The organism is Streptomyces colwelliae (assembly GCF_048158785.1).
Lineage (GTDB): Bacteria > Actinomycetota > Actinomycetes > Streptomycetales > Streptomycetaceae > Streptomyces.
Genome location: NZ_JBLTJC010000023.1, coordinates 1 through 23,288 on the forward strand (window position 1 = coordinate 1; position 23,288 = coordinate 23,288).

Here is a 23,288-nt window from a genome sequence, read left to right on the forward strand (position 1 = left end):
CGCTCGGCGACTACTCGACCGCCGAGTACCACGCCCACTGCTACCTGTCGGCCCTCCGACCCCACATGATCCGGTCCCAGGCCATCGCCACGACCCGGCTCGCACCCGCCCAACTTGCCCAGGGCGCGGCCGCATCGGAGTCCGGCCAACTCGGGCGAGATGGGACTGGCCGCCGAGACCGCGGCACGAAAGGCTTCGCCGATGCTCGTAGACTCATGGCGTGGCATTCATGAGCACTCCGCACTGCTGCTTCCTGTAACCGGAAGGCGTTGAGGGCGAGGCCGGACGGCGTCGCCCTCCTTGGTGTGCCTGCTGCGTGAACCACCTTTCCGGCGCTGCCCGTTCCTTCCTGAGGCAGTGACGTTCTGAGGCAGTGACGTTCTGAGGCAGTGACGTTCTTAGCGCGCGTGCAGGCACGGTCCTTTCCCTTCGCCTTTGCCAGGAGTGCCTCGTGCCCATGTCGTTTCCCCCTGCCCTCGGCCTGTCCCTCGACCTGCTGCGCTGCCCGACGTGCCGCACGCGCGGCCTGCGCCCCGACCGCGGCGCGCTGCGCTGTCCAGCGGGCCACACCTTCGACATCGCCCGCCACGGCTACGCCGGCCTGTCGACGGGTGCCCGTGCCACCAGCGGCGACGACACGGCCATGGCTCAGGCGCGGGACCGGTTCCTGTCGACCGACACGTACGCGCCCATCCGTAAAGCCGTTGCCCGTCTGGCGGCCGACTCCGCGCCCGAGCAGGCCACGGTTGTGGACATCGGTTGTGGCACGGGCTATTACCTGGCCGGCGTACTCGATCAGCTGCCCGGCGCTCGCGGTCTGGGACTGGACACGTCGGTGCGCGCGCTGCGCTCAGCGGCTCGCGCCCATGAACGAGCCGCTGCGGCGGCCTGGGACGTCTTCCGTCCCTTCCCGCTGGCCGGCGGAGTGGCTGATGTCGTGCTGGATGTGTTCGCCCCGCGCAACCCGGTCGAGTTCCACCGAGTACTGCGCCAGACCGGCCGGCTGATCGTGGTCCGCCCTACCGGGCGGCACCTCGCCGAGCTGCGGGGCCGGGTGTCCGCGATGGTCACGATCGACCCGGCCAAGGAACAACGCCTGCACCGTGCGATGGATCCCTACTTCGAGGCCGCCGTCACCGAACAGGTCGAATACACCGCGCCCCTGACCAGGCACGAGGCCCTCGATCTGGTTGGAATGACGCCGAGCGCACGCCACTTGAGCCGTGCCGACCTGAACGATGCCGGCTCCTTGCCCGACCACGTCACCGTCTCCGTGCTGGCCACGGCCTACCGGCCTCGGTGACCGAAAGCGGGCGCATGCTCCTGTCGACCGACGAGCAGTGGGCACCGGAACGCCCTGGAGAGATCGGCCACGTGAGACGTTCCGACCCTGGCAGGCGACGCGGAAACTCGTTCCGCGTCCGTCATTGTCAGTGGTCCCGCATACGGTTCTCCAATGGACCATCAGCGGTTCGGGCGCGTCCTGCCGGGGGGATCACACGTGAGCGATGTTCCGATGCACGAGGCAGGGGACGTACGAAAGGCCTGGGGTCGGGTCACCGCGTGGCTTGAGCGGAACAATCCCGAGGTTCTCGCTGCGCTCGGCGGCCCGGGCAGTCAGGCGGCCATTGACGAAGCCGAACTGCGCCTGGGGCTGGAGCTGCCAGGGGCGATGCGGCAGTGGCTGCTGACGAACGACATCGATGCCGACAGGCAACCCGACGGTGGATCGTGTCTGGTGGCGCTGGGGTGCGAGATAGCCCTCCCTGGTGGCCATCTCCTTCTGGGCCTGACGGACATTCAGCGGGTCTACCTCAGCCGGATGGGCTTGGAGGAGATGCAGCCGTCCGCGGATCCCGACCATCCGTTCTGGCGTCGTGAGTGGGTGCCGATCGCCGCGGAGTGCGACGGTCTCTACGGGACGTTTCTGAACACGCTCAGCGGAACAGTCGGCACGTGGTCTGAAGCACACGGTCCCGAGGAGGGTGTGTACGCCTCGTTGTCCGCCTTCTTCCAAGAGACAGCGGACCGGATGGAAGGGGTCTCCTCGGGGGACTGGGGAGGCCCCGGCAGGGCTGGTGGACTCCGTCGGCTCGATGCCCGCCCCGAGGATGAGCCGATACGCATCTGGGCACGCGCCAACGGCTATCTCGTAAATGACCGTGGCCGTATTCCTGCGACCATCCGCGAGGCCTACGAGGCCCACTAGGCACGGTGAGCACCAGGACCGGCTGTACCAGTCGGTCGGTCACTGCCATCCGTCGATCGCGGCAACGAGGACGGTGGCCTCCCCCAACCCCAGAACCGGCGACAACGGCTCCAGCACCGTGACTATGCGGCGCGGTCATTTCGCAGGGCCTGGACGAGCCAGGGGTACACCGGGATCAGGTTCGGCACCGCCTGCCAGCCGTTGACGATCCACACCAGCCGCCAGTATCGGTCCACCCGGGGATCGTGTGCTTCTTCGAACTGCCGGGCCATCCAGTCCCGGAATTCCGCGTCAGGGGTACGCGCGAACACCTCGGCGAAGCGGTGCACGAGGTCGCCGACGACGGACGCTCCCCCACCGCCGAGCGGGTCGATGCCCGACTCCATGGCGTCGCCCACCTTCTGACGGGTGAACTCCATCAGTTCCTCACCGGCCTCACTCTCGATGTCGAGCGTGCGTCCGGTGGCCTGGTACCTGGCCGTCCGGCGTATCCGGGCCCGGAAGTCCTCGTCACCGACCAGCTCGGCGAGCTCCACCCACGCGGCGACCTGCTCACTGGAGGGGTCATCAGGGAGGTCGGGGGTGGCAGCGCGAACCATGGCCACCGCGGCCGGGTCGGCATCCACCGTGCCGAAGGTGCCGTCCACGAAATCGTCGATCAACCGTCGGCGTTCCTCGTCGGACAACTGCGTGAGCCTGTACACAGAGCTCACGGTCCAGCACCCGTTGAATCGTGGCCAGGTCCATACCCAACTCGCGCAGTGTGCGCAGGAGTTCCAGACGAAGCAGTGCGTCGAGGTCGTAGAGCCGATAACCGGCGGGACTTCGAGTGGTCGGCGCCACCATCCCCGAGTTGGAGTAGAACCGGATGGTCCTCACGGACAAGCCGGTCCGCCGGGAGAGCTCCCCGATCGAGTAGAGGGTCGTGGCGTCCATGTCCCCCACTCTGCCGTCTCCAGTCACTGGAGACTCAAGGCCGTTCCGAGCTGTCTCCCGACCGGGACGGCCTCCGAGTCGCCGAAGCACGCGTCACCACTCGCCGGACTTCACGCCTCCCCGGATTCCAGAAGGTCCCGCAGCACCCGCTCGTCGTCAGGACTGAGCTGAGCGACGAACCGGGCGAGCACCGTCTCCCGGTCGCCGTCCCGGTCGAGCTCGGTGTGCATACGACGGGCCGTGAGCCCCTGTGCGTCCTGAACCGGAAAGTAGGCGAACCCCCGTCCCTGCCGCCGCCGCTCCACGACGCCCTTGCCGTGCAGCCGGGTCAGGATCGTCGTCACCGTGGTGCGGGCCAGGTCCGTGTCGAGGCTCAGCTGCACCTCCCCGGGGGTCTGCGGGGCGCCGGCGGCCCAGAGCGCGGCCATGACGGTGGCCTCCAGCTCACCCGCCGGTCGGCGTTCGTCCTTCGCGTCGGCCATGGGAACGATCCTCACCCCGTCTTCGTCTACAGTTCGGTAGACCGTCTACAGAATTGTAGTCACTCGGGTGCCGTCTCGTCACCGCGCCCGAGTGCCCATTTCCGCCCGCCCATTATGGAAGGGACCGTCGACGATGACCGCAGGGCTTCGCACCCTCATCCCCTCGCGCGTGTCGACGAGTTTCCGCGCGATACCGGCGCCTCCGTCTCCGCCCAGGTCCTACGACGGAACGAGGGGCCGGAGCGCCCCCGAACCCGGCCGTGGCAGGCTGGAGATCACGTCGGCCCCCGCCCCGGCGACGCCACGCCCAACTGAGCACCGCCGTACAGGAGTTGAGCGCCATGCCCTCCGAGCTGCCGAAGTCGACCGGAGCCCCGGCCCATCAGAACGTCACCTTCCCCAGTGCCGGGGGCACCGCCCACGGCTATCTGGCGCTGCCGCCGTCCGGGAGCGGACCGGGCGTGATCGTCATCCAGGAGTGGTGGGGCCTGACCGACCACATCGCCGACGTGGCCGACCGGCTCGCCCAGGAGGGCTTCGTCGCGTTCGCCCCCGACCTCTACGGCGGGAACGTGGCGCACGAGAGCGACGAGGCCCTCCGGATGATGCTCGCCCTCCCGGTCGCCCGCGGTGTCGAACTGCTCTCCGGCGCGGTCGACCACCTGCTGTCCCTGCCCGAGGTCACCTCGGACACGGTCGGCGCGGTCGGCTTCTGCATGGGCGGCGGCTTCGTCCTGTACCTCGCCGCGGCCGACCCGCGCGTGAGCGCGGCGGTGCCGTTCTACGGCGTGATCCAGGGCGAACTCCCCGACTTCTCCGGCCTGAAGGCCCAAATCCAGGGACACTACGGCGAGTTGGACGAGAGCATCCCGGTGGCGGGCCTCGACGCCTTGAGCAAGACGATCCAGGAACAGTCCGGCATCACCCCGGACCTGCGCCTCTACCCGGCCGGCCACGCCTTCTTCAACGACGGCCGCCCGGTCTACGACGCCGACTCCGCCACCCGCGCCTGGGCGAGCACGGTGCCGTTCCTGCACGAGCAGTTGGGCTGACGCTCGACCGTCCTCGGGCCAAGGTCCTACGCCCCTGGCCCGAGGTGCCGCGCGGGCGGCGCCGGTAGCGTCCCGGGCATGAAGATCACCGTGCCGCCCCGCAGCCCCGAAGAGCGCAAGCGTGACGTACTGGCCCGGCTGGAGCGGGAGTTGGACCTCTGGGTGGCCTCGGCGGACGCCGACGGGCTGCCCTGTCTGGTGCCGCTGTGGTTCGTCTGGGACGGGCGGTCCGTGTGGCTGTCCACCCGGGCCACGAACCCCACGGGCCGCAACCTCGGCGACGGACGGCGGACCCGGCTCGCCTTCGCGGACACCCGGGACGTCGTGCTCATCGACGGCGAGGCGACAACCTTCACCGCCCAGGACGTCCCGGCCGCCGCGGCCGAGGCCTTCCACGCGAAGTACGGCTGGGATCCCCGCGAGGACCGCGCGCCCTACTCGTTCTTCCGGGTGCGGCCACTCGCCGTCCAGGCGTGGCACGAGCAACGCGAGCTGCCCCGGCGCCATCTGATGCGGGACGGCACCTGGGTGGTGTGAGCCCCGCCCTCGCTCAACCGGCCTTGGTGTGCAGCTCGTTGAGCCGGGCCAGTTCGTCCTCGGTCAGCCGGATCGCGCCCGTGGCCACGTTCTCGGTGAGGTGGTCGGGGTTGCCCGTGCCCGGGATCGCGAGGACGTGCGGGCCCTGCGCGAGGGACCAGGCGAGGCGGATCTGGGCGGGGCTGGCGTCGTGGGCGTTCGCGATCGCCAGAACCTCCTGGTCGTGGGCGGCGGTGGCGCCCTGTGGCCCGGCGGCGCCCGCGATGGCGAAGAACGGGACGAAGGCGATGCCCTGTTCCCCGCAGATCCGCAGCATGTCGTCGGTCTCGGGGCTGGACGAGTCGAGCCCGAACCGGTTCTGCACGCTCACCACCGGCGCGATCTCCTGCGCCTCGGCCAGGTGACGCGGCTCGACGTCGGAGATCGCGAGGTGCCGGACCAGTCCCTCCTCGCGGAGTTCGGCGAGGGCACCGAAGTACTCGGCGATCGAGTCCTGCCCCATCCGGCGGAGGTAGACCACGTCGAGGTGGTCGCGCCCCAACTGCCGCAGGTTCTCCTCGACATGGCCGCGCAGGTCGTCCGGGCGGGCCGAAGTGCTCCACTCCCCCGCGTAGTTCCGGAAGGGGCCGACCTTGGTGGCGATCACGAGGTCGTCCGCGTAGGGGGCGAGTGCGGAGTTGATGAGTTCGTTGGCGGACCGCAGGGACGAGAAGTAGAAGGCGGCCGTGTCGATGTGGTTCACACCGAGCTCGATCGCCCTGCGCAGCACGGCGATCGACCGGTCGCGCTCGCTCGGTGCCCCGAGGTTGAAGGCTGCGCTGCCCGTCAGCCGCATCGCGCCGAAACCGACGCGGTTGACGGTCAGGTCGCCGAGTGTCCAGGTGCCCGCGGCGGCCGCGGTGATCTTCTCCGATGTCATCAGCGGAGTTTCGCACACACGCGCCGCGCGGCCGCCACCGCTTTACGGATACGTGTACGTGTTCAGGGAGTTGACCGCGGACGTCGGGTCACCGAGGTCGTAGCGGTCCACGGCAAGGAAGTTGGGCTTCTTGCGGGCGGCCGGCTGGCAGAACCGCTGGGCCCGGTCGAGAACCTTGGTGTTGTCGGTCTGTGCCGTGCCGGCGATGGTGGCGTCACGGAAGTGGTTCATGACGAACAGCGGGCGGAACCCCGCATACGTCTGGGTCAGCGGGACGTTGAGGTCGCTGCCGTACCAGCGGCTGTAGCAGGACCAGTCGGAGGAACTCGCGCCGGAGCCCATGGACCAGTAGTTCTCGACGGTCCATTCACGCTGGTACATCACGCCGAAGCTGTCCCGGGTCAGTCCCGCGGACTCGTCGGAGGCGCGGCTGTGGTCGGTGAAGATCAGCAGGCGGTGGTTGGCGGCGATCAGGTCGGCCATCTTCGGCCAGCCGTTCTGCTTCACACCGGTCTGGTCGGGGCGGTACAGCACGTCGTACAGGCCGTTGACGCGGGCGAGTTCGCTGCGCAGGACGCCCGGGTCGACGTAGTCCTCCAGGAAGACGGTGACGAACTGGTCGGGGTGCGTCTTGAGGAAGTCGACCATGCGCTGGAGGTCGACGTTCAGGGCGACCGGGCCGCTGACCAGGGTGCAGCTGTCGTGGCAGAGGATCGCGCCGTCGGAGGTCTGGTGGATGTCCAGCATGAACCCCCGTACGCCGTCGGAGAGTTGCTGGTTGATGCCGCGTGACTGGTTCGGGAAGAAGTTCACGAAGGGCGGGGCGAAACCGCCGTCGACCCCGTTGGCGTAGGCGTTGTGCGCGGTGAGGAACGTGACCTGGTCCAGGGTGCGTTGGTCCTGGGCGGGCATCGGCTTGGTGGGCGAGGTGACCGGGGTGAGGTACCAGGAGGCGAGTCCGCCGGAGGAGCCGATGGCCAGCTGGGCCGGGTAGTTGGCGCCGGAGGGCTTGGCGCCGACGGTCAAGTAGCTTTCCGCGCCCGGGACTTTGAGCGTGTACTGGCCGCCGCCGGTCGGGGTGATCTGCCAGGCCGCGTCGGCGCTCGCGCACGCGACGGTTCTGGCCTGGGCGCCCGAACGGCCCAGACAGCTGCCGGCCGTGTCGGTGCTCTCCAGGACGTACGAGGATCCGCTCGTCCGGAGGTTCCACTGCTGGTGGTCCTCGTTGCCCTTGGGGTTGTGCTGCTCCACCGCTCCCCCCTTGTCGGCCGCGTCGAGCCCGGTCGTGGCGCTCTGGACGTAGTAGGTGCCGGGGGCGGGGACCGCGTCGGCGGCACCGGCCGGTGGGGCGACGATCGCCGCCGACAGCGCGGCGGCGACGGCGAGCAGGGCGTGGGGGGTTCGCATGGGTGCCCTTCGGTTCGAGTGTGGTCAGGCTCATGACACCGAAAAGGTGATCGGGCCACACCCAAGCGCCTCTGGTCTGAACCAGTCAAGAGGGTTGGCCGGCCGGCGGAGTGAACGCCGAAGAACGAGACACGCTCAGCGTGATTTCCTCAACTGCCGCCAGGCCAGGTGGTGATCGACGAGAGTCTCCTCCAACGGCCGGTAGCTGATGCCCAGTTCCTCCACACCGCGCCGGTTGTCGACCGCGAACCTGATCCCGAGGTGCTTGCGGATGTAGTCCTGGGTGAGCCCGAACGCCGGGCCCAGGACGCGCACCGGCCAGTGCGGGAGGCCGTGCCGGGGCAGCCGGTAGTCGCGCGGTAGGCGCTGCCGCAGGGCGCGTGACATGTCGAGGAAGGACGCCATCCGGGCGGCCGCGACGATGTAACGGCCGTGCGCGTCGGGGTTCTCCGCCGCCGCGACGTGCGCGCCCGCGACGTCCCGCACGTCGGCGACGGTGAAGCTGAAGTCGGGTGCCCCGTAGAAGAAGTAGCCCTTGAACAGCTCGTCGAGGAGGAACAGGCTGCCGGAGTCGGAGGCCGGGGTGAGTGAAGGCCCCAGGATCAGGCCCGGGTTGACGGAGACCATGCGCCAGCGGTCCTGCGCGTGTGCCGCGTCCCAGGCCGCGCGTTCGGCGACGGTCTTGGCGAAGTGGTACGGGTTGTTCCCGACCGTGCTGGTGGTGTTGAAGTAGTCCTCGGAGAGGGTCTCGTCCTTCATCGCCAGTACGTCGACGTAGTCGCCGAAGATCGCGCCGACCGTCGAGGTGAACACCAACTTCTCGACCGTGGGCGTACGTTCGATGCCCGCGAGGACGTTCCGGGTGCCGGTGAGCGCGGGCTCGACGACGTCCTTCTGGCCGTCCTTGATCTTCTCCGGCATCAGGAACGGCGAGGCCACGTGGAACACGACCCGGCAGCCCTCCATCGCCGCGTCGAAGGAACCCTCCGCCAGCAGATCGGCCTCGAACAGCTCCAGCGCGCCCGGGAATTGCTCCCCCATGGCCCGCAGTGGCGCGACCTTCGCCTCGTTGCCGAGGGACCGCACGGTGCTGTGCACCCGGTAGCCGCGTTCCAGCAACTGCCGGACCAGATGGCTGCCGACGAATCCACTGCCGCCGGTCACCAACACCGTCCCGCCGCCGACACTCATCCCTGGCTCCGATCACCGTGGCATCCAGCGCGCACGCTACAACGGTGATCGGTCTCAGGTCAGCGCTTCGGCCGCTACGGCTCTCAACTCCCGGCCCCGGTATAGGCGGCGGTGGTCCGGTCGGCCGCCTCGCGGGCCGCCGACTCGTCCTCGCCGCTCGCCACGTTCGCCGCGAACCACGCCTCGCTGCTCGCCGTGACGAAGCGGCGGCCCTCCTCGGACGCCAGCCAGGCCATGGCGTCCTCAGGCTTCACGGCAGGGGTGCCCGACAGATCGCCGTCGAGCCCGAGAAGGATCGAGTCCCAGCCGACGCCCACCGCACCGGGCCCGAACTCGGCCCACTTCGTGTCGTCGACGTGGGCGATGTGCTCCAACTCGAAGCGCGTGCCGTCGCCCTCGGGCGTCAACCGCAGCTCGATCCAGCTCACTTCACCGCCGAACTCCCAGGTCGCGAAGAAGCCGTTGGGCGGGTCGCAGCGCTCGACGGTGCCGCCCGCGTTGCCCTGCAACTGGTACTTCCCACCCAGCCGCAGTTCGCCGGTGACCGGCAGGAACCAGCGCGGGATGCGCTCGGGGTTGGTGCACGCGTCCCAGACGTCCTCGGGCGGTGAGTCGTAGGACTGGCTGATGGTGATCACGCGGGCCTCGCCGGCCCTGAAGTCGCGTCGGCCGACCTTGCGGCTCACGGAGTTGATCTGGTGGGTGACGTCGATCATGGGGTGCTCCTCGGCTCGTCGGGGCTGTCGTCGTCGGCCTCGCGGAGCCGGCGCTCGCGCTTGCCCCGGGCCAACTCGGTTGCCAGGGCGTCCAGATGAGGGGTCCAGTAGCGACGGAACCGGTCGAGCCAGACGTCGATGTCCCGCAGCGGCTCGGAGTTGACCGCATACAGGCGCCGGGTGCCGTCCGGCCGTACCGTCGCGAAACCGTTCTCCCGCAGCACCTTCAGATGCTGGGAGACCGCGGGCTGCGTTATCCCGAACTCCCGCCGGACGACATCGCTGACCGTGCCGGCGGACTGCTCGCCCTCGGCGAGCAGTTCCAGGATGCGGCGGCGCACGGGGTCCCCGAGCACATCGAAGGCGTGCATGAGCACCAATATATCACCGGCCACTTATATAAGCAGCCGGTGATACAGGCCTCAGACCAGCGGCTTCTCCAGCAGCGCCTTGCGGTGGCTGAACGTCTCGATCGAGTAGCGGCCGTGGTAGTTGCCCATGCCGCTCTCCCCCACACCGCCGAACGGCAGGTCGGAGACGGTGAGGTGGGCGAGCGGGAGGCCGTAGCCGACGGCGCCGGAGGAGGTCTCGGCGGCGATCCGGGCGCGGGTGTCGTCGGAGTCCGTGAAGACGTACAGGGCGAGGGGCTTGTCGCGGTCGTTGATGAAGTCGATCGCCGCGTCGAGGCCGGGGACGGTGACGATCGGCAGGATCGGGCCGAAGATCTCCTCCGCCATGACGGGCGCCTTCGGGTCCACGTCGGCGAGGACGGTCGGCGCGATGTACTTGTCACCGCGGTCGCTGCGCCCGCCGACGACGACCCGGCCGGAGTCGAGCAGTCCGGCGAGCCGGTCGAAGTGGCGCTCGTTGACGATCCGGCCGTACTCGCCGGAGGTCTGCGGGTCGGCGCCGTAGGCCTTCTCGACCGCGCTCGCCAGCAGGGGTTCGAGCGCGGCGGCGGTCTCCGGGTCGGTCAGGACGTAGTCGGGGGCGACACAGGTCTGGCCGGCGTTGAGGAACTTGCCGCGCGCCAACCGGTCGGCGACGACGGCGAGATCGGCGTCGCGGTCGACGAACGCCGGGGATTTGCCGCCGAGTTCGAGGGCGACCGGCGTCAAGTGCTCGGCGGCGGCGCGCAGGACGATACGGCCGACGGCGCCGTTGCCGGTGTAGAAGATGTGGTCGAAGTGCTCGGCAAGCAGGGCCGTGGTCTCGGGGATGCCGCCCTCCACGACGGCGACCGCGTCGGTGTCGAGGTAGGCGGGCAGCAGCCGGGCGATGGCGGCGGAGGTGGCCGGGGCCATCTCGCTGGGCTTGACGACCACCGCGTCACCGGAGGCGAGCGCGCCGACGACCGGGGTGAGCAGGAGCTGGACCGGATAGTTCCATGGGGCAATCACGAGGACGACGCCGAGCGGGTCGTACTGCGTCCAGGCGGTCGCGTCGGCGCCGACGTGGGCCGGGACGGGCGCGGACTCGGGGCGCAGCCACTCCTCGAGGTGGTCGAGGGTGTGGTCGATCTCGCGGATCGTGAAGCCGATCTCGGTGCGCTGGGCCTCGTTGGCGCTCTTGCCCAGGTCGGCGTGGAGGGCGGCGGCGAGGTCGTCGCCGTGCTCCGTGAGCATCTCGCGCAGGCGGCGCAGCTGGGCGGTGCGCCACTCGACGGGCTTGGTGCGGCCGGTGCGGAAGGTGGCGCGCAGCCGGGCCACGATGTCGGCGGGCTGCTCGGGGCTGGACTGGTTCACGGTGCCTCGCTGCTGGTGCGTGGGGGTTCTGGACGGTCAGGTGTATATAGCAACCATTCTTGCACCGGGAAAAATTCCGGTGCGCACATGGTCACCCTCCGCCTCGCGGCTGTCACATCCGTACGAGTTCCCGGCGGCGTCGTTCCAGGTAGCCACGCTCCGCCGCGCTCTCCGTCCGGGCGATGGCCGCCTCGTACGCCCGCACCGCCTCGGTGTCGCGCCCCAGCCGGCGCAACAGATCGGCGCGCACGGCGTGCAGGACGTGGTATTCGTCCAGGTCCAGCGCGTCCACGAGGTCGAGGGCCTTGCGCGGGCCGTCGACCTCGGCGACGGCGACGGCCCGGTTCAGGGCGACGACCGGGCTCGGGGCGACGGCCGTCAACTGGTCGTACAGCTGGAGGATCTGCCCCCAGTCCGTCGCGTCCGCGGTCGGCGCGTCGCTGTGTACCGCGTTGATCGCGGCCTGGATCTGGTACGGCCCGGGGTTGTTCAGCCGCAGGCACCGCCGTACGAGTGACTGGCCGTCGGCGATCAGCTCGCCGTCCCACCGCTCGCGGTCCTGTTCGGGCAGTGGCACCAGCTCACCGTCCGCGCCCTCCCGGGCGGCCCGGCGCGACTCGATGAGCAGCATCAGGGCGAGCAGGCCGGTGACCTCGGGCTCGTCCGGCATCAGCTCGGACAGGAGGCAGCCGAGGCGCAGGGCTTCGGCGCACAGTTCGGGCGAGCCGGTGTAGCCCTCGTTGAAGATGAGGTAGACGACGGCCAGGACGCCCCCGAGCCGGTCGGGGAGGTCGGCGTCGCGGGGCACGCGGTACGGGATCCGCGCGTCGCGGATCTTGGCCTTGGCGCGGACGAGGCGCTGGGCCATGGTCGGTTCCGGCACCAGGAAGGCGCGGGCGATCCGGGCGGTGGTGAGCCCGCCGAGCAGCCGCAGGGTGAGCGCGACCTGTGCCTGGGTGGCGAGCGCGGGGTGGCAGCAGGTGAAGATCAGGCGGAGCCGGTCGTCGCGCACGGGTCCCTCCTCGGCGGGCGCGTCGGACGCGTACAGCAGGGCGGCCTCGGTGTGGCGGGCCTCCCGCGAGGACTCGCGGCGCAGCCGGTCGATCGCGCGGTTGCGGGCGGTCGTGATGATCCACCCGGCCGGGCTCGGCGGCACGCCGGTCTCCGGCCACTTCCGCACGGCCGTCGCGAAGGCGTCCTGGACGGCTTCCTCGGCGAGGTCGATGTCACCGAGGAAGCGCACCAGTACCGAGACCGCCCGCCCGTACTCGGCACGGAAGACGGCCTCGATGTCGGTGTCGAACGGCATCAGTCCTCGGCCGTGTTCATGAAGGGGCGCACCTCGACGGGCAGCGTGGTGGCCCAGGTCGCCCGCTTCCCCCACTCAAGGGCCGCGTCCAGGTCGGCCGCCTTGATCAGGCAGAGCCCGCCCAGATACTCCTTGCCCTCGGCGTACGGCCCGTCGGTGATCAGTACGTCACCGCCCTTGGGGCGCAACACGGTCGCGGTCTCCGGGCCGTGCAGTCCGCCAGCGAAGACCCAGGCGCCGGCGGCCTGGAGTTCGTCGTGGAAGGTCTCCAGCTTGCGGCGGATCTCCGCCAGCTCCTCGGGCGAGGGCATCTGTCCGTCGGTCGGGGTGATCACGCTGAGCAGGTAGTGCTGCATGACGTCCTCCAGGGTGCAGGGATTCTCGAACCCTCCGGGGGTTCTCTCACCTCCTACACGAACGCCATGGTGCCGGATCGACACCTCGCCTCAGGAAATCGGCAGGATTTTCTCCGCGGCCTCGTCCCCTGCCCCCTCCGCGGGCTCCTGGTCGAGCGCCGCCGTGAGCCGGGCCAGCAGTCGTACGAGATCGCCCTGGTCGTCGATCGCGTCGAGGAGCCGCGTCTGGTCGGTGAGCAGGCGGTGGGCCGCGCGCTGGTGGAGGGTGCGGCCGCGGGCGGTGAGGTGGAGCAGGACACGGCGGCGGTCGGCCCGGTCGGGGCGGCGGTGGACGAGGTTGTCGGCGACCATGCGGTCCACCAGTTTGGTGAGGCTCGGTGCCGGCATCAGCACCTGGTCCGCGATCTCGGTCATCGGATGCCCCTTGCCGTCGGCGATGACCGACAGGACGCGCCACTGCTCGACGGAGCAGTTCTCCTCGGCCAGGACGGCGGTCATGCGCAGGCCCAGCCGCCGCTCGGCGTGACTCAGCAGGTGGGCGAGGGCCGGCGACGGTACGGACGACATTGCCGCTGTCCTTCCGGTAGGTCTACTGTGCGGTTCAGATTACGAGCCTCTGCGAGGGCGCCGGGGCCGGGCCCGGTTTCCGTGCCCTCATGCCCTCACGGAGGTGGTCTGGTGCATCCCCTGCCGCCCGGGCGGATCAGCGGCCCGGTCAAGACCTTGGTCGTGGCCCTGGTCGTACCGCTGCGGGGTCCGGCGGGTGTCTTCGGCCCGTCGTGCGAACTGGCCGCGCAGCTCGCCGTGGAGGAACTCAACGCCGCTGGCGGGGTGTTGGGCCGCGAGGTCCGGCTGATCGTGGTGGACGGCGGTGCGCCGGCGGAGCAAGTGGCCGCCGAGGTCGAGGTGTTGGTGTCGATGCGAGCCGTCGACGCGGTGGTCGGCTGGCACACCTCGGCGGTCCGCAAGGCGCTGGTGCCGCGCATCGCGGGCCGGGTGCCGTACGTCTACACCGCGCAGTACGAGGGCGGCGAGCGCACGCCGGGCGTCTTCCTGACCGGCGAGACCGACGCGGCCCAACTCCTGCCCGCCATGCGCCTGTTGGCGGAGGAGACCGGTGTACGGCGCTGGTGCACGGTGGGCAACGACTACGTGTGGCCGAGGGTGACCGCCCGCGCCGCGCGCCGGTACTCCCGGGAGTGCGGCGGCCGGGTGCGCGACGAGGTGTTCGTGCCGCTGGGGACGTACGAGTTCGGGCCGGTGCTGCGGCGGATCGAGCGGTGCGAGGCGGACGCCGTCCTGATGCTGCTGGTCGGGGACGACGCGGCGCGCTTCAACCGGGCGTTCGCCGCGCACGGGCTGCACCAGCGGTGTCTGCGGCTGAGCACGCACATGGACGAGAACATCCTGCTGTCCACCGGCGCGGAGGCCACCGAGGGACTGTGGGCGGCGGCCGGCTACTTCGAGACCCTCGCCACCGCCGAAAGCCTTGATTTCAGCGGGCGTTACGCGGCCCGCTTCGGCGTGGAGGCACCCGTCGTCGGCAGCCTCGGCGAGTCGTGTTTCGAAGGCGTACGGCTGCTGGCGGCACTGGCCGAGCGGGCGCGGTCGCTCGACGTGGGCGCCATGTGCGCGGTGGGCGGCACGGTCTCGTACGAGGGCCCGCGAGGCGTACTGCGTCTGCACGGCAATCACCTCCGCCAACGGCTGTACCTGGCCCGGGCGGACGCCTTCGACTTCGACATCGTCGCCCAACTCTGACCTTCCCACCTGCTCCGACCAAGAGTACCTTCCCCCAGAAATAGTTTCCACAGGAAGCATCGATTAAATCTACGCGCGTCGCCAAAAGATTTTTGAAAGCCCTTCCATTTAAAGCAGGCGAAACGGTCGGGAAACAATTCGGCGTGACTCTTCCGTCCAACTCCCCCGGGCCGTCCGGGAGATGACCCACACCCGTGGAAGAGGGAAGTGTCGTGACGGAGATCGTCGACAAAGAGGCGCCGGCAACGGCAGCCGGACGGACCTACAACGACTGGGCGAAGAACGACACGTTGGAGGACTACTCGCTGCGCTACGCGCCGAAGTCCTTCCGCCGCTGGACGCCCTACGTGGTGGCCACCACCGCCCTGGGCGGTATCGCGTACCTCGCCGACTTCGCCATCGGCGGTTCCATCGCGATCTCCAACGGCTTCTCCAGCGCCATGGTGGCGATCCTGGCGGCGGCGGTGACGATCTTCCTCACCGGCATCCCGATCTCGTACTACTCGGCCAAGTACTCCATCGACATGGACCTGTTGACCCGGGGAGCGGGCTTCGGCTACCTCGGCTCGACCCTCACGTCGGTCATCTACGCCAGCTTCACCTTCATCTTCTTCGCCCTCGAAGGCTCGATCATGGCGCAGGCCCTGGACCTGGGCCTCCACATCCCCCTCGCCGTGGGCTACTTGATCTGCTCGCTGATCATCCTGCCGCTGGTGATCTACGGCATGACGGCGCTCTCCAAGATGCAGGTGTGGACCCAGCCGGTGTGGCTGGTGCTGATGGTCGCGCCGTTCGTGTCCATCGCGATCCAGGAGCCCGGCAAGTTCTCGCAGTTCACGCACTTCGCGGGCAACTCCCCCACCGGTTCCAGCATCAGCATGCTCGGTGTCGGCGCGGGTGCCGGTGTGGCGCTGTCGTTGATCGCGCAGATCGGTGAGCAGGTCGACTACCTGCGCTTCATGCCCGACAAAACGCCCGAGAACGCCAAGAAGTGGTGGGGCGCGGTGCTTTCCGCCGGACCGGGCTGGGTCGTCCTCGGCGCGGCCAAGCAGATGGGCGGCGCGTTCCTCGCCTTCTACATCGCCGGCAGCGTGGGCCTGGCCAAGGCCAACGAGCCCATCCAGCAGTACGTGAGCGGCTTCAAGACCTTCGCCGCTCCGGTCGCCCTGGGCCTCGCCACGTTCTTCGTGATCCTCTCCCAGGTGAAGATCAACTCGACGAACGCGTACTCCGGTTCGCTGTCCTGGTCGAACTTCTTCTCCCGTCTGACACACCGTCATCCGGGCCGCGTGGTCTACATCTTCCTCAACGTCGGCATCGCCCTGGCCCTGATGGAGGGCGGCGTCTTCGGCTTCCTGAACACGGTCCTCGGTTTCTACTCCAACGTGGCGATCGCCTGGATCGGCGCGGTCGTCGCCGACCTGGTCATCAACAAGCCGCTCAAACTCAGCCCGTCCTACATCGAGTTCAAGCGCGCCCACCTGTACAACTTCAACCCGGTCGGCTTCGGCTCGATGCTCATCGCCTCCGCCGTCTCCATCGCCGCGTACTTCGAGGCGTTCGGCGACTACGGCAAGGCGTACTCCCCCTTCATCGCCCTGTTCCTGGCGATGGTCCTCTCGCCCCTGTTCGCGTACCTCACCAAGGGCAAGTACTACATCGCCCGCCTCGACGACCTGGCGGAGCCGCTGCTCGACGCGGACGGCCTCCCGTCGGCCGTGATCCTCAACTGCACTGTCTGCACAACGGACTTCGAGCGCCCCGACGTGGCGAACTGCCCCTTCCACTCCGGTCCGATCTGCTCCCTGTGCTGCAGCCTGGAGAAGGACTGCCACGACTCCTGCAAGAGTGCCCCCGGTGCCACGGGCCCGGTCGACCTGGCGATGCCCGCCGTCCGCTCGGCGGACTGACCCCCGCGTTCCCACCGCTCCGGCCCGTGTCCCACGACACGGGCCGGAGCGTCGCGCGTGACCGCCCCGCCCGATCGGCAGAATCTCCCGCATGACCTCCCACTCCCTCGTCACCCGCGCCCGCCGACTCGCGGACGACCTCCTCTCCCCGCACGCCGAACAGGTCGACCAGCAGGGCGTCCCGGCGAGCCACATCGAGGCGATCAAACAGTCCGGCCTGCTGGGCGTGAGCGCCCCCGTGGCCTACGGCGGCTCGGCGGCACCGACCGCGGTGGCGCGGGAGACGGCGGAGATCCTGGCCGGGGCGTGCTGCTCGACGTGGTTCGTGCAGACCCAGCACCACACGCCGGTCATGACACTGGCGAAGAGTGAACTCCCCGTGCGGGAGCGCCTGTTGGGCCCGCTCGCGCGAGGTGAGCTGATGTCCGGGGTGGCGTACGCGCACCTGCGGGCCCACCCCCGGATCCCGGTACGGGTCACGCGGGAACGGAACGGCTGGCGCTTCGACGGGACGGTGCCCTGGTACACGGGCTGGGGCCTGAACGACGTCATGCTGCTCGCGGGGGTGACGGACGCGGACGAGGCCCTGTTCGCGTTCACGGAGGCACGGGAGCAGGAGGGGCTGCGGCCGTCCGACCCGATGCGGCTGGCGGCACTCACGGCGTCCCGGACGGTGTCGCTGGAGCTGGACGGCCTGTGGCTGCCGGAGGACGCCGTGGCCCTGCGCGTGCCGTACGCGGAGTGGGCGAAGACCGACCGCCCGAAACCGACGAACGCGTCACCGGCCGTCTTCGGCGTCGCGGAGGCGGCTCTCGCCCTGCTGGACGATGACACGTCGGGTCCGATCCGCAGCCGCCTGGCCGAGGTACGCAAGCAGGCCTACGCCCTGGCCGACCACCCGGTACCGCACGAGCACCTGGCGGAACGGCTGGCGCTCAGGACGCGGGCGTACGAGGTGCTGATGACGGCGACCACGGCAGCGGTGGTGGCCGGCGGCGGCACAGCGCTGTCGTTGTCGAGCAGGGCCCAACGCCTCGCGAGGGAGGCCCTGTTCCTGCTGGTGCAGGGCCAGACGACGGAGTCGAGAAGGGCCCACCTGAAGACACTGGCCGACTCCGCCGCGTAGCGCGGGCGACAGGTCGGCCGCCCTGTCTTCAGGAGCTGTGTCGTGTCCGGCCGTAAATTCGGTTGACCTGGTCACCGAGCGACGCTGCACTGTGGCGGGACACCACGGGAGGTGGTGCCCGTAACGGGGAGGCAGCGACAGCGATGGAGATCCGTCCCACGACCGACGAGGACCATGACGTCTTCGTCGACACGGTCCATGCCGCGTTCGGGCTCTTCCCGGAGACCCCGGTCGACGGCGGCGGACTCTGGTGGTCGGCGCTCGAAATGGACCGCTGCCTGCTCGCCCTGACAGCGGACGGACGGCCCGTCGGTACGGCGGCCACGTACCCCTTCGAGCTGACCCTGCCCGGTGAGACCCTCGTTCCGGCCCCCGGGGTGACCGCCGTCGGCGTCCTGCCCACGCACCGGCGCCAGGGCGTGCTCAGCGCGATGATGCGGCATCAGCTCACGGAGCTGCGGGCGCGCGGGGAGGTCCTCTCCGTGCTGCTGGCCTCCGAGGCCACGATCTACGGCAGGTTCGGCTACGGACCGGCGACCCACACGGCACGGCTGACGGTGCCGCGCCACAAGGGCGCCCTCACCGTTCCCCGGGCACGTGGAACGGACGACGTGCCCGCTACCGGCCAGGACGACGGCTCGGTCGAGGTGCTGCGTCGTGCCGAGTGCGGCGAGATCCTGGAAGAGGTCTACGACCGGTACCGCCGCGCCCAGCCCGGCGCCCTGTCCCGGCCGCACCGCTGGTGGACCCTGCGCGCGGGTCAGCCCCCCATCTCTCCCAAGCCGCGCTACGTCGCCGTCCACCGGGACGCCGACGGCGTCCCGGACGGGTACGCCAGCTACTCGATCGGTGAGGGCCAGACCCTGACCGTCGACGAGACCATCGCCACCGACGACACCGTCTTCACGGCCCTGGCCCGGTTCGTACTCGAACACGACCTGGTCTCTCAGGTCGTGTTCAAACACGTTCCGCCCCAGCACCCGCTGCGCTGGCAGCTCACGGACTTCCGCGCCGGCGAGGTGGGCGGCGACATGGACTGGCTCTGGGTACGGCTGCTGGACGTACCGCGTGCGCTGACCGCGCGCGGCTGGTTCACGGACGGCGAGCTCGTCCTCGCCGTCGACGACCCGTTCCTCGACGAGCACGGCCGCTACCTGCTGACCGTCCGGGACGGCAAGGCCGACTGCGTGCCGACGGGCCGGCAGCCCGACCTGTCCCTGGACGTGCGCGACCTGGGCTCGCTCTACCTCGGCGGCACCGCCCCGAGCACACTCGTGCGGGCCGGACACATCCGGGCCCACCGCCCGGACGCGGCCACCCGAGCCGACGCCCTCTTCCGCACCGACCGCTCCCCGCACTGCCTGCACTGGTTCTGACCACACGCCCGCCCACACACATCAACCAGCGAACGGCACCTGTGCCGCAGAAGCCCGCCGCTCACCGACAGGGTGCTGCCACACGCCCTCCGCCGCCAGCCTCGGCAGCACCCCTTCTCCGAACCAGTACGCCTCCTCCAGGTGCGGATACCCGGACAGCACGAACTCCTCGATGCCCAGTGCCGCGTACTCCTTGATCCGCTCGGCGACCTCCTCGTGGCTGCCGACCAACGCGGTCCCCGCGCCACCCCGCACGAGCCCGATCCCGGCCCACAGGTTGGGATGGATCTCCAGCCCGTCCCGGCTGCCGCCGTGCAGCGCGAGCATCCGCTGCTGCCCCTCGGACTCGCTCCGCGCCAGCCCGGCCTGTACGGACTTCACGGTCGCGGAGTCGAACCCGTCGAGCAGCCGGTTCGCCTCGGCCCAGGCCTCCGCGGACGTGTCACGCGTGATGACGTGCAGCCGGATACCGAACCTCAGCGTGCGCCCCTCCTTCGCCGCCAGCCCCCTGATCCAGGCGATCTTCTCGGCGACCTGAGCCGGCGGCTCACCCCAAGTGAGGTACACGTCCACATACTTGGCGGCGATCTCCCCCGCGATCGGCGACGATCCCCCGAAGTACACCTCGGGCACCGGGTCGGGCAGCCGCGCCAGTTTCGCGTCCTCGACGCGCAGGTGTTCGCCGGCCAGATCGACGGTCTTGCCGTCCCACAACTGCCGTACGATCTCCAGGAATTCGCCGGTACGACGGTACCGGTCGTCCTTGTCGAGGAAGTCCCCGTAGGCCCGCTGCTCGTGGCTCTCGCCGCCCGTGACGACGTTGAGGAGCAGCCGTCCGCCGGTCTGCCGCTGGAACGTGGACGCCATCTGCGCGGCGAGCGTCGGCGAGACGAAGCCGGGCCGGAAGGCGACCAGGAACTTCAGGCGTTCGGTGTTCTGGCTGACCATCGCGGTGGTGAGCCACGCGTCCTCGCACCAGGCGCCGGTGGGCGTGAGGGCGCCCACGAAGCCGAGGTCCTCCGCCGCGCGGGCGATCTGGCTCAGATAGGCGACCGTCGGCGGCCGGTCCCGGCCGGAGGCGGTGGCGGGGGTGCCGTGACCGCCGCCCACGACATGGCGGCTGTCCCCGTTGGTGGGGAGGAACCAGTGGAAGGTGAGGGACACGTGGGGTCTCCGATCCGGTCTGTCCTGAAGGTGGGTTAGAGGAGGCCGTGGCGGGGTGGCCTGGTGCCGTTCAGCACGTAGCGGCCGATGTGCTGGATCTTCCAGCGGGCCGGGTCGTGCAGGGTGTGGGTACGGGCGTCCCGCCAATGCCGGTGCAGGTTCAGCGAGTTGAGGGCCGACCGCGTGCCCGACACCTCGAACAGGGCGCCCGCCACCTCCACGGCGGACTGCGCCGCGTGCACCTTGGCCGCCGCGACCGCGATGGAGGCCTCCGCCGCCGAGTCGTCGTCCAGGTCGGCGCGGGCCGCGTCCACGGCCCGGGCCGCCTGGATCAGCAGGGCCTCGGACGCCCTTACCTGGATGGCGAGTTCACCGAACCGCTGGATCAGCAGCGGGTCCTCGGCGGCGGTCTCCACCCCGCTCTCGAACCAGGGGCGGCTCTTCGTCCGGACGAACTCGGCGGCCTCGGCCAGCGCTCCCCCGGCGATCCCGGCGTCGATGGCCGCGTGCAGCAACTGGGCGACCGCGCCGTGGAGTTGGGGGCCCCCGAAGGTGAGGTGGTGTGGCAGGACCAGGTCGGCGGGGACAGCGACCGCTTCCAGGCGGACCGTGCCGCTGGCCGTCGTACGCTGGCCCATTCCGTCCCAGTCGTCGATGACCGTGACGCCCTCGGCGTCGCTCGGGACGTACGCGACATGGAGGTTGTCGTCCTCGGTGCGGGCGAGGACGGGGATCCAGTCGGCGAAGAGGGCGCCGGTGGAGTAGTGCTTGACGCCGGTCAGCCGGTACGAGCCGTCGGGCTGCCGGGTCAGGCGGGTGCGGATGTCCTGGACGTGCTTGGTGCCGGCCTCCGACTGGGCGTTGCCGAAGCGGCGGCCGGCGAGCAGCTCACCGAAGAAGAACTTCTGCTGGTCCGGGGTGCCCTGACGGCGGATCACATTGACGTAGGCGAAGTGGCTCTGCGGGATCTGGGCGAGGCTGCCGTCGGCCGAGCCGAGCAGGCGGAAGATCTCGGCGAGGGTCTCCGCGCTCACGTCGGCGCCGCCGTGCTCGGCGGGCACGGTGACGGCGAGCAGTCCGGAGTCCGAGAGCCGGTCCAACTCGGCGCGTGGGAGCCTGCGTTCGCTGTCGCGCGCCGAGGCCCCGGCCCGGAACTCGTCGGCGAGCGCGGTGGCGAGGGCGAGGGCCTCGGTGTCGTCGGCGATCACATGGGCGGTCGCACGGGCAGGCTCATGGGCGGTCATGGTGGTCAGCTCGCCGCGGCCAGGAGCGGGGTGCGACCGAGGGCCGCCGAGAACTGGTCCACCACCTGGGTGAGCGCCTCGGTGGTGGCCGGGGCGACGGTGAGCGAGCCGTCCTCGTGGGCGGTGATGTCCTTGTCGAGGGTGAACCAGCCCTGGACTATGTGGGCCGCACCCATGGAGTTCAGCACCGGGCGGAGCGCGTAGTCGATGGCGAGCACATGTGCGGTGGACCCACCGGTGGCGAGCGGCAGCACGGTCTTGCCGGTGAGGGCGTACTGCGGGAGCAGGTCGAGCAGTGCCTTGAGGACGCCGGAGTAGGAGGCCTTGTAGACAGGCGTGCCTACGACCACTCCGTCGGCGCGGGCGAAGAGTTCGGTGGCCTCGACGATGGCCGGGTGACGGAAGTCCGCGCCGAGCAGGGCCTCGGCGGGGATGGTGCGCACGTCCAGCGGGATCACCTCGTGGCCCTGGGCGATCAGCCGCTTGTCGAGGTGCCGTAGAAGCCGGTTGGTGCGGGAGGAGACGGAGGGGCTGCCGGAGACGGACAGGACGGTGGCCATGGGTCCTCTTTCGGGGAGGCGGGGCGCCCGCACATGTGCGGACGCCCCGGGGCTGGCGGGTTAGGAGTACCAGGTGGGTTCGGGCAGTTCGCCCTCAAGGACCCAGCGGCCGACCTCGCGCCGCTTGTAGGCGACAGGGTCGTGCAGGGTGTGGGTGCGAACGTTGCGCCAGAACCGGTCCAGGCCCTCCGAGGTGGCGGTGGAGCGGGCGCCGGTGACCTCGAAGATGCGGTTGCCGATCTCCAGGGCGACATCGGTGGCACGTGCCTTGACGGCGGCGACCCGTACCTCGAAGTCGCCGCGCGTCTTCTCGGTGACGGCGTCGGGGTCTTCGTGCAGCTGCTGTCCCTCGGCGGCGACGGTGTCGGCGAGGGCCTCGACCGCCCAGAGCTTCGCGGTGAGGTCTCCGTAGGTGTCGATGACGTAGGGCTCGTCGACCGCGCGCTCGTAGCCGCCGTGCAGCCAGGAGCGGGTCTTGGTGCGGGTGTAGGTGGCGGCGGTCTCCAGGGCACCAGCCGCGATGCCCAAGTAGAAGTTCACGAAGACCAGTTGGATGGTGGGGACGTTGAGCGTGTTGTACGTGCGCGGCCGGAATTCCTTGTCGACGTAGCCGGCCGCCGAGGACCACGGGGTGCGGACGCCGTCGAGGATGACGCCGCCGCTCTCGGTGAGGCGCTGGCCGATGTTGTCCCAGTCGTCGAGGAAGGTCAGGCCCTCGCTGTCGGAGGGCACGATCGCGAAGACGTGCTGGTCGGTGCCCTCCAGGACGCCTTCGAGGACGGTGACGTCGGAGACCTTGCTGCCGGTGGAGAAGGACTTGCGGCCGGTGAAGACGAGGTCGTCGCCGTCCTCGGTGACGGTGACGTCCTTGTCACGCGGGTTGACCGCGCCGCCGAAGAACCAGCGGTTGCGGGCGGCCTCGGCCTCGACGTGCTCCCACTGTTCGCGGGTGCCGACGAGACGGGCGGCCCAGTTCCACAGGTAGTGGTAGCCGAGGAGTTGACCGATGGAGCCGTCGGCCTTGGCGATCTCGCGGACGACCCGGTAGGCGGTGGGCCAGTCCTGGCCTCCGCCGCCGTGCTCCGTGGGGCCGAGCAGGGTGACAAGGCCGGAGTCCTTGAGGAGTTGGACCTCGGCGTACGGGGTGGCGCCGGCCCGGTCGCGGGCGGCGGCGTCGGTGTCGAGGAGGGCGGCGACCTCGGCGGCGCGGGCGATCCAGTCCTGGGCGCTCTTCGGGGCGGGGCGGGTCTGCCAGTCGGTGGGCGTGATGGTGCTCATGTCGGACGAC

Annotated in this window: 21 protein-coding genes and 3 pseudogenes; 9 read left to right on the top strand and 15 right to left on the bottom strand. The window is 70.1% G+C overall.

Annotated elements, in window-relative coordinates; genetic code table 11:
* The 3 genes and pseudogenes from ACNFOC_RS07430 to ACNFOC_RS07440 form a co-directional block, all read left to right on the top strand.
* Positions 1–233, top strand: a pseudogene (locus ACNFOC_RS07430) (XRE family transcriptional regulator); the annotation flags it as partial.
* A 218-nt stretch (positions 234–451) separates the two neighbouring features.
* Entirely contained in the window at positions 452–1,303 is an 852-nt protein-coding gene (locus ACNFOC_RS07435; protein WP_416957895.1) for a methyltransferase domain-containing protein, read from the top strand.
* 198 nt (positions 1,304–1,501) lie between these two features.
* On the top strand, positions 1,502–2,209 hold the full coding sequence (locus ACNFOC_RS07440) for an Lsr2 family DNA-binding protein (RefSeq protein ID WP_416957897.1): 708 nt from the start codon (positions 1,502–1,504) through the stop codon (positions 2,207–2,209).
* Positions 2,210–2,331: 122 nt separating this feature from the next.
* On the opposite strand, the pseudogene ACNFOC_RS07445 reads toward ACNFOC_RS07440, so the two are convergent.
* A pseudogene (locus tag ACNFOC_RS07445) lies at positions 2,332–3,145 on the bottom strand (MerR family transcriptional regulator).
* 110 nt (positions 3,146–3,255) lie between these two features.
* On the bottom strand, positions 3,256–3,627 hold the full coding sequence (locus ACNFOC_RS07450) for a BlaI/MecI/CopY family transcriptional regulator (RefSeq protein WP_416957899.1): 372 nt from the start codon (positions 3,625–3,627) through the stop codon (positions 3,256–3,258).
* A gap of 341 nt (positions 3,628–3,968) precedes the next feature.
* Here ACNFOC_RS07450 and ACNFOC_RS07455 point away from each other — a divergent pair, with 341 nt between their 5' ends.
* Positions 3,969–4,679 (top strand): dienelactone hydrolase family protein, encoded by a 711-nt coding sequence (locus ACNFOC_RS07455; RefSeq protein ID WP_416957901.1) that lies wholly within the window; start codon positions 3,969–3,971, stop codon positions 4,677–4,679.
* Between the two features lie 78 nt (positions 4,680–4,757).
* Positions 4,758–5,216: a pyridoxamine 5'-phosphate oxidase family protein gene (locus ACNFOC_RS07460; protein ID WP_416957903.1), complete on the top strand. Its 459-nt coding sequence runs from the start codon at positions 4,758–4,760 to the stop codon at positions 5,214–5,216.
* A gap of 13 nt (positions 5,217–5,229) precedes the next feature.
* On the opposite strand, the gene ACNFOC_RS07465 is transcribed toward ACNFOC_RS07460, so the two are convergent.
* The 9 genes and pseudogenes from ACNFOC_RS07465 to ACNFOC_RS07505 form a co-directional block, all read right to left on the bottom strand.
* Positions 5,230–6,135, bottom strand: coding sequence for an aldo/keto reductase (locus tag ACNFOC_RS07465; RefSeq protein ID WP_416957905.1), 906 nt, complete (start codon positions 6,133–6,135; stop codon positions 5,230–5,232).
* Between the two features lie 42 nt (positions 6,136–6,177).
* Positions 6,178–7,542, bottom strand: coding sequence for a phosphoinositide-specific phospholipase C-related protein (locus tag ACNFOC_RS07470; RefSeq protein ID WP_416957907.1), 1,365 nt, complete (start codon positions 7,540–7,542; stop codon positions 6,178–6,180).
* A gap of 135 nt (positions 7,543–7,677) precedes the next feature.
* The gene (locus ACNFOC_RS07475; protein WP_416957909.1) at positions 7,678–8,733 is read right to left on the bottom strand and encodes an NAD-dependent epimerase/dehydratase family protein; all 1,056 of its coding nucleotides are present in this window, start codon (positions 8,731–8,733) and stop codon (positions 7,678–7,680) included.
* Positions 8,734–8,816: 83 nt separating this feature from the next.
* The gene (locus ACNFOC_RS07480) at positions 8,817–9,449 is read right to left on the bottom strand and encodes an SRPBCC family protein (RefSeq protein ID WP_416957911.1); all 633 of its coding nucleotides are present in this window, start codon (positions 9,447–9,449) and stop codon (positions 8,817–8,819) included.
* Positions 9,446–9,820 carry an ArsR/SmtB family transcription factor gene (locus tag ACNFOC_RS07485; RefSeq protein ID WP_416957913.1) on the bottom strand — a complete coding sequence of 125 codons (375 nt, stop codon included), beginning with the start codon at positions 9,818–9,820 and terminating at the stop codon, positions 9,446–9,448. The genes ACNFOC_RS07480 and ACNFOC_RS07485 overlap by 4 nt, the downstream gene beginning before the upstream one ends.
* A 51-nt stretch (positions 9,821–9,871) precedes the next feature.
* A pseudogene (locus tag ACNFOC_RS07490) lies at positions 9,872–11,203 on the bottom strand (aldehyde dehydrogenase family protein); the annotation flags it as partial.
* A 103-nt stretch (positions 11,204–11,306) separates the two neighbouring features.
* Positions 11,307–12,503, bottom strand: a complete 1,197-nt coding sequence (locus ACNFOC_RS07495) for an RNA polymerase sigma factor (protein ID WP_416957915.1) — start codon at positions 12,501–12,503, stop codon at positions 11,307–11,309.
* Complete coding sequence (locus tag ACNFOC_RS07500) at positions 12,503–12,859, bottom strand: YciI family protein (protein ID WP_416957917.1); 357 nt, start codon at positions 12,857–12,859, stop codon at positions 12,503–12,505. Before ACNFOC_RS07500 ends, ACNFOC_RS07495 begins: the two co-directional genes overlap by 1 nt.
* Before the next feature lie 90 nt (positions 12,860–12,949).
* The gene (locus ACNFOC_RS07505; RefSeq protein ID WP_416957919.1) at positions 12,950–13,426 is read right to left on the bottom strand and encodes a MarR family winged helix-turn-helix transcriptional regulator; all 477 of its coding nucleotides are present in this window, start codon (positions 13,424–13,426) and stop codon (positions 12,950–12,952) included.
* 111 nt (positions 13,427–13,537) lie between these two features.
* Here ACNFOC_RS07505 and ACNFOC_RS07510 point away from each other — a divergent pair, with 111 nt between their 5' ends.
* The 4 genes from ACNFOC_RS07510 (at position 13,538) to ACNFOC_RS07525 (ending at position 19,032) form a co-directional block, all read left to right on the top strand.
* The gene (locus ACNFOC_RS07510; protein ID WP_416957921.1) at positions 13,538–14,620 is read left to right on the top strand and encodes a substrate-binding domain-containing protein; all 1,083 of its coding nucleotides are present in this window, start codon (positions 13,538–13,540) and stop codon (positions 14,618–14,620) included.
* Between the two features lie 212 nt (positions 14,621–14,832).
* The gene (locus ACNFOC_RS07515) at positions 14,833–16,530 is read left to right on the top strand and encodes a purine-cytosine permease family protein (protein ID WP_416957923.1); all 1,698 of its coding nucleotides are present in this window, start codon (positions 14,833–14,835) and stop codon (positions 16,528–16,530) included.
* A 91-nt stretch (positions 16,531–16,621) separates the two neighbouring features.
* On the top strand, positions 16,622–17,656 hold the full coding sequence (locus ACNFOC_RS07520) for an acyl-CoA dehydrogenase family protein (protein WP_416957925.1): 1,035 nt from the start codon (positions 16,622–16,624) through the stop codon (positions 17,654–17,656).
* Between the two features lie 143 nt (positions 17,657–17,799).
* Positions 17,800–19,032 (top strand): GNAT family N-acetyltransferase, encoded by a 1,233-nt coding sequence (locus tag ACNFOC_RS07525; RefSeq protein WP_416957927.1) that lies wholly within the window; start codon positions 17,800–17,802, stop codon positions 19,030–19,032.
* 21 nt (positions 19,033–19,053) lie between these two features.
* Here the strand turns inward: ACNFOC_RS07525 and ACNFOC_RS07530 are convergent, their stop codons facing one another.
* Genes ACNFOC_RS07530 through ACNFOC_RS07545 form a run of 4 tightly spaced genes read right to left on the bottom strand, consistent with a single transcriptional unit; the run spans position 19,054 to position 23,278 of the window.
* Positions 19,054–20,196 carry an LLM class flavin-dependent oxidoreductase gene (locus ACNFOC_RS07530; RefSeq protein ID WP_416957929.1) on the bottom strand — a complete coding sequence of 381 codons (1,143 nt, stop codon included), beginning with the start codon at positions 20,194–20,196 and terminating at the stop codon, positions 19,054–19,056.
* Between the two features lie 35 nt (positions 20,197–20,231).
* The gene (locus ACNFOC_RS07535; protein WP_416957931.1) at positions 20,232–21,440 is read right to left on the bottom strand and encodes an SfnB family sulfur acquisition oxidoreductase; all 1,209 of its coding nucleotides are present in this window, start codon (positions 21,438–21,440) and stop codon (positions 20,232–20,234) included.
* Between the two features lie 5 nt (positions 21,441–21,445).
* A complete protein-coding gene (gene ssuE / locus ACNFOC_RS07540; RefSeq protein ID WP_200709625.1) occupies positions 21,446–22,000 on the bottom strand; it encodes an NADPH-dependent FMN reductase in 555 nt (184 codons plus the stop codon).
* Positions 22,001–22,060: 60 nt separating this feature from the next.
* Positions 22,061–23,278 carry an acyl-CoA dehydrogenase family protein gene (locus tag ACNFOC_RS07545; RefSeq protein ID WP_416957933.1) on the bottom strand — a complete coding sequence of 406 codons (1,218 nt, stop codon included), beginning with the start codon at positions 23,276–23,278 and terminating at the stop codon, positions 22,061–22,063.
* Between the last annotated feature and the right edge of the window lie 10 nt (positions 23,279–23,288).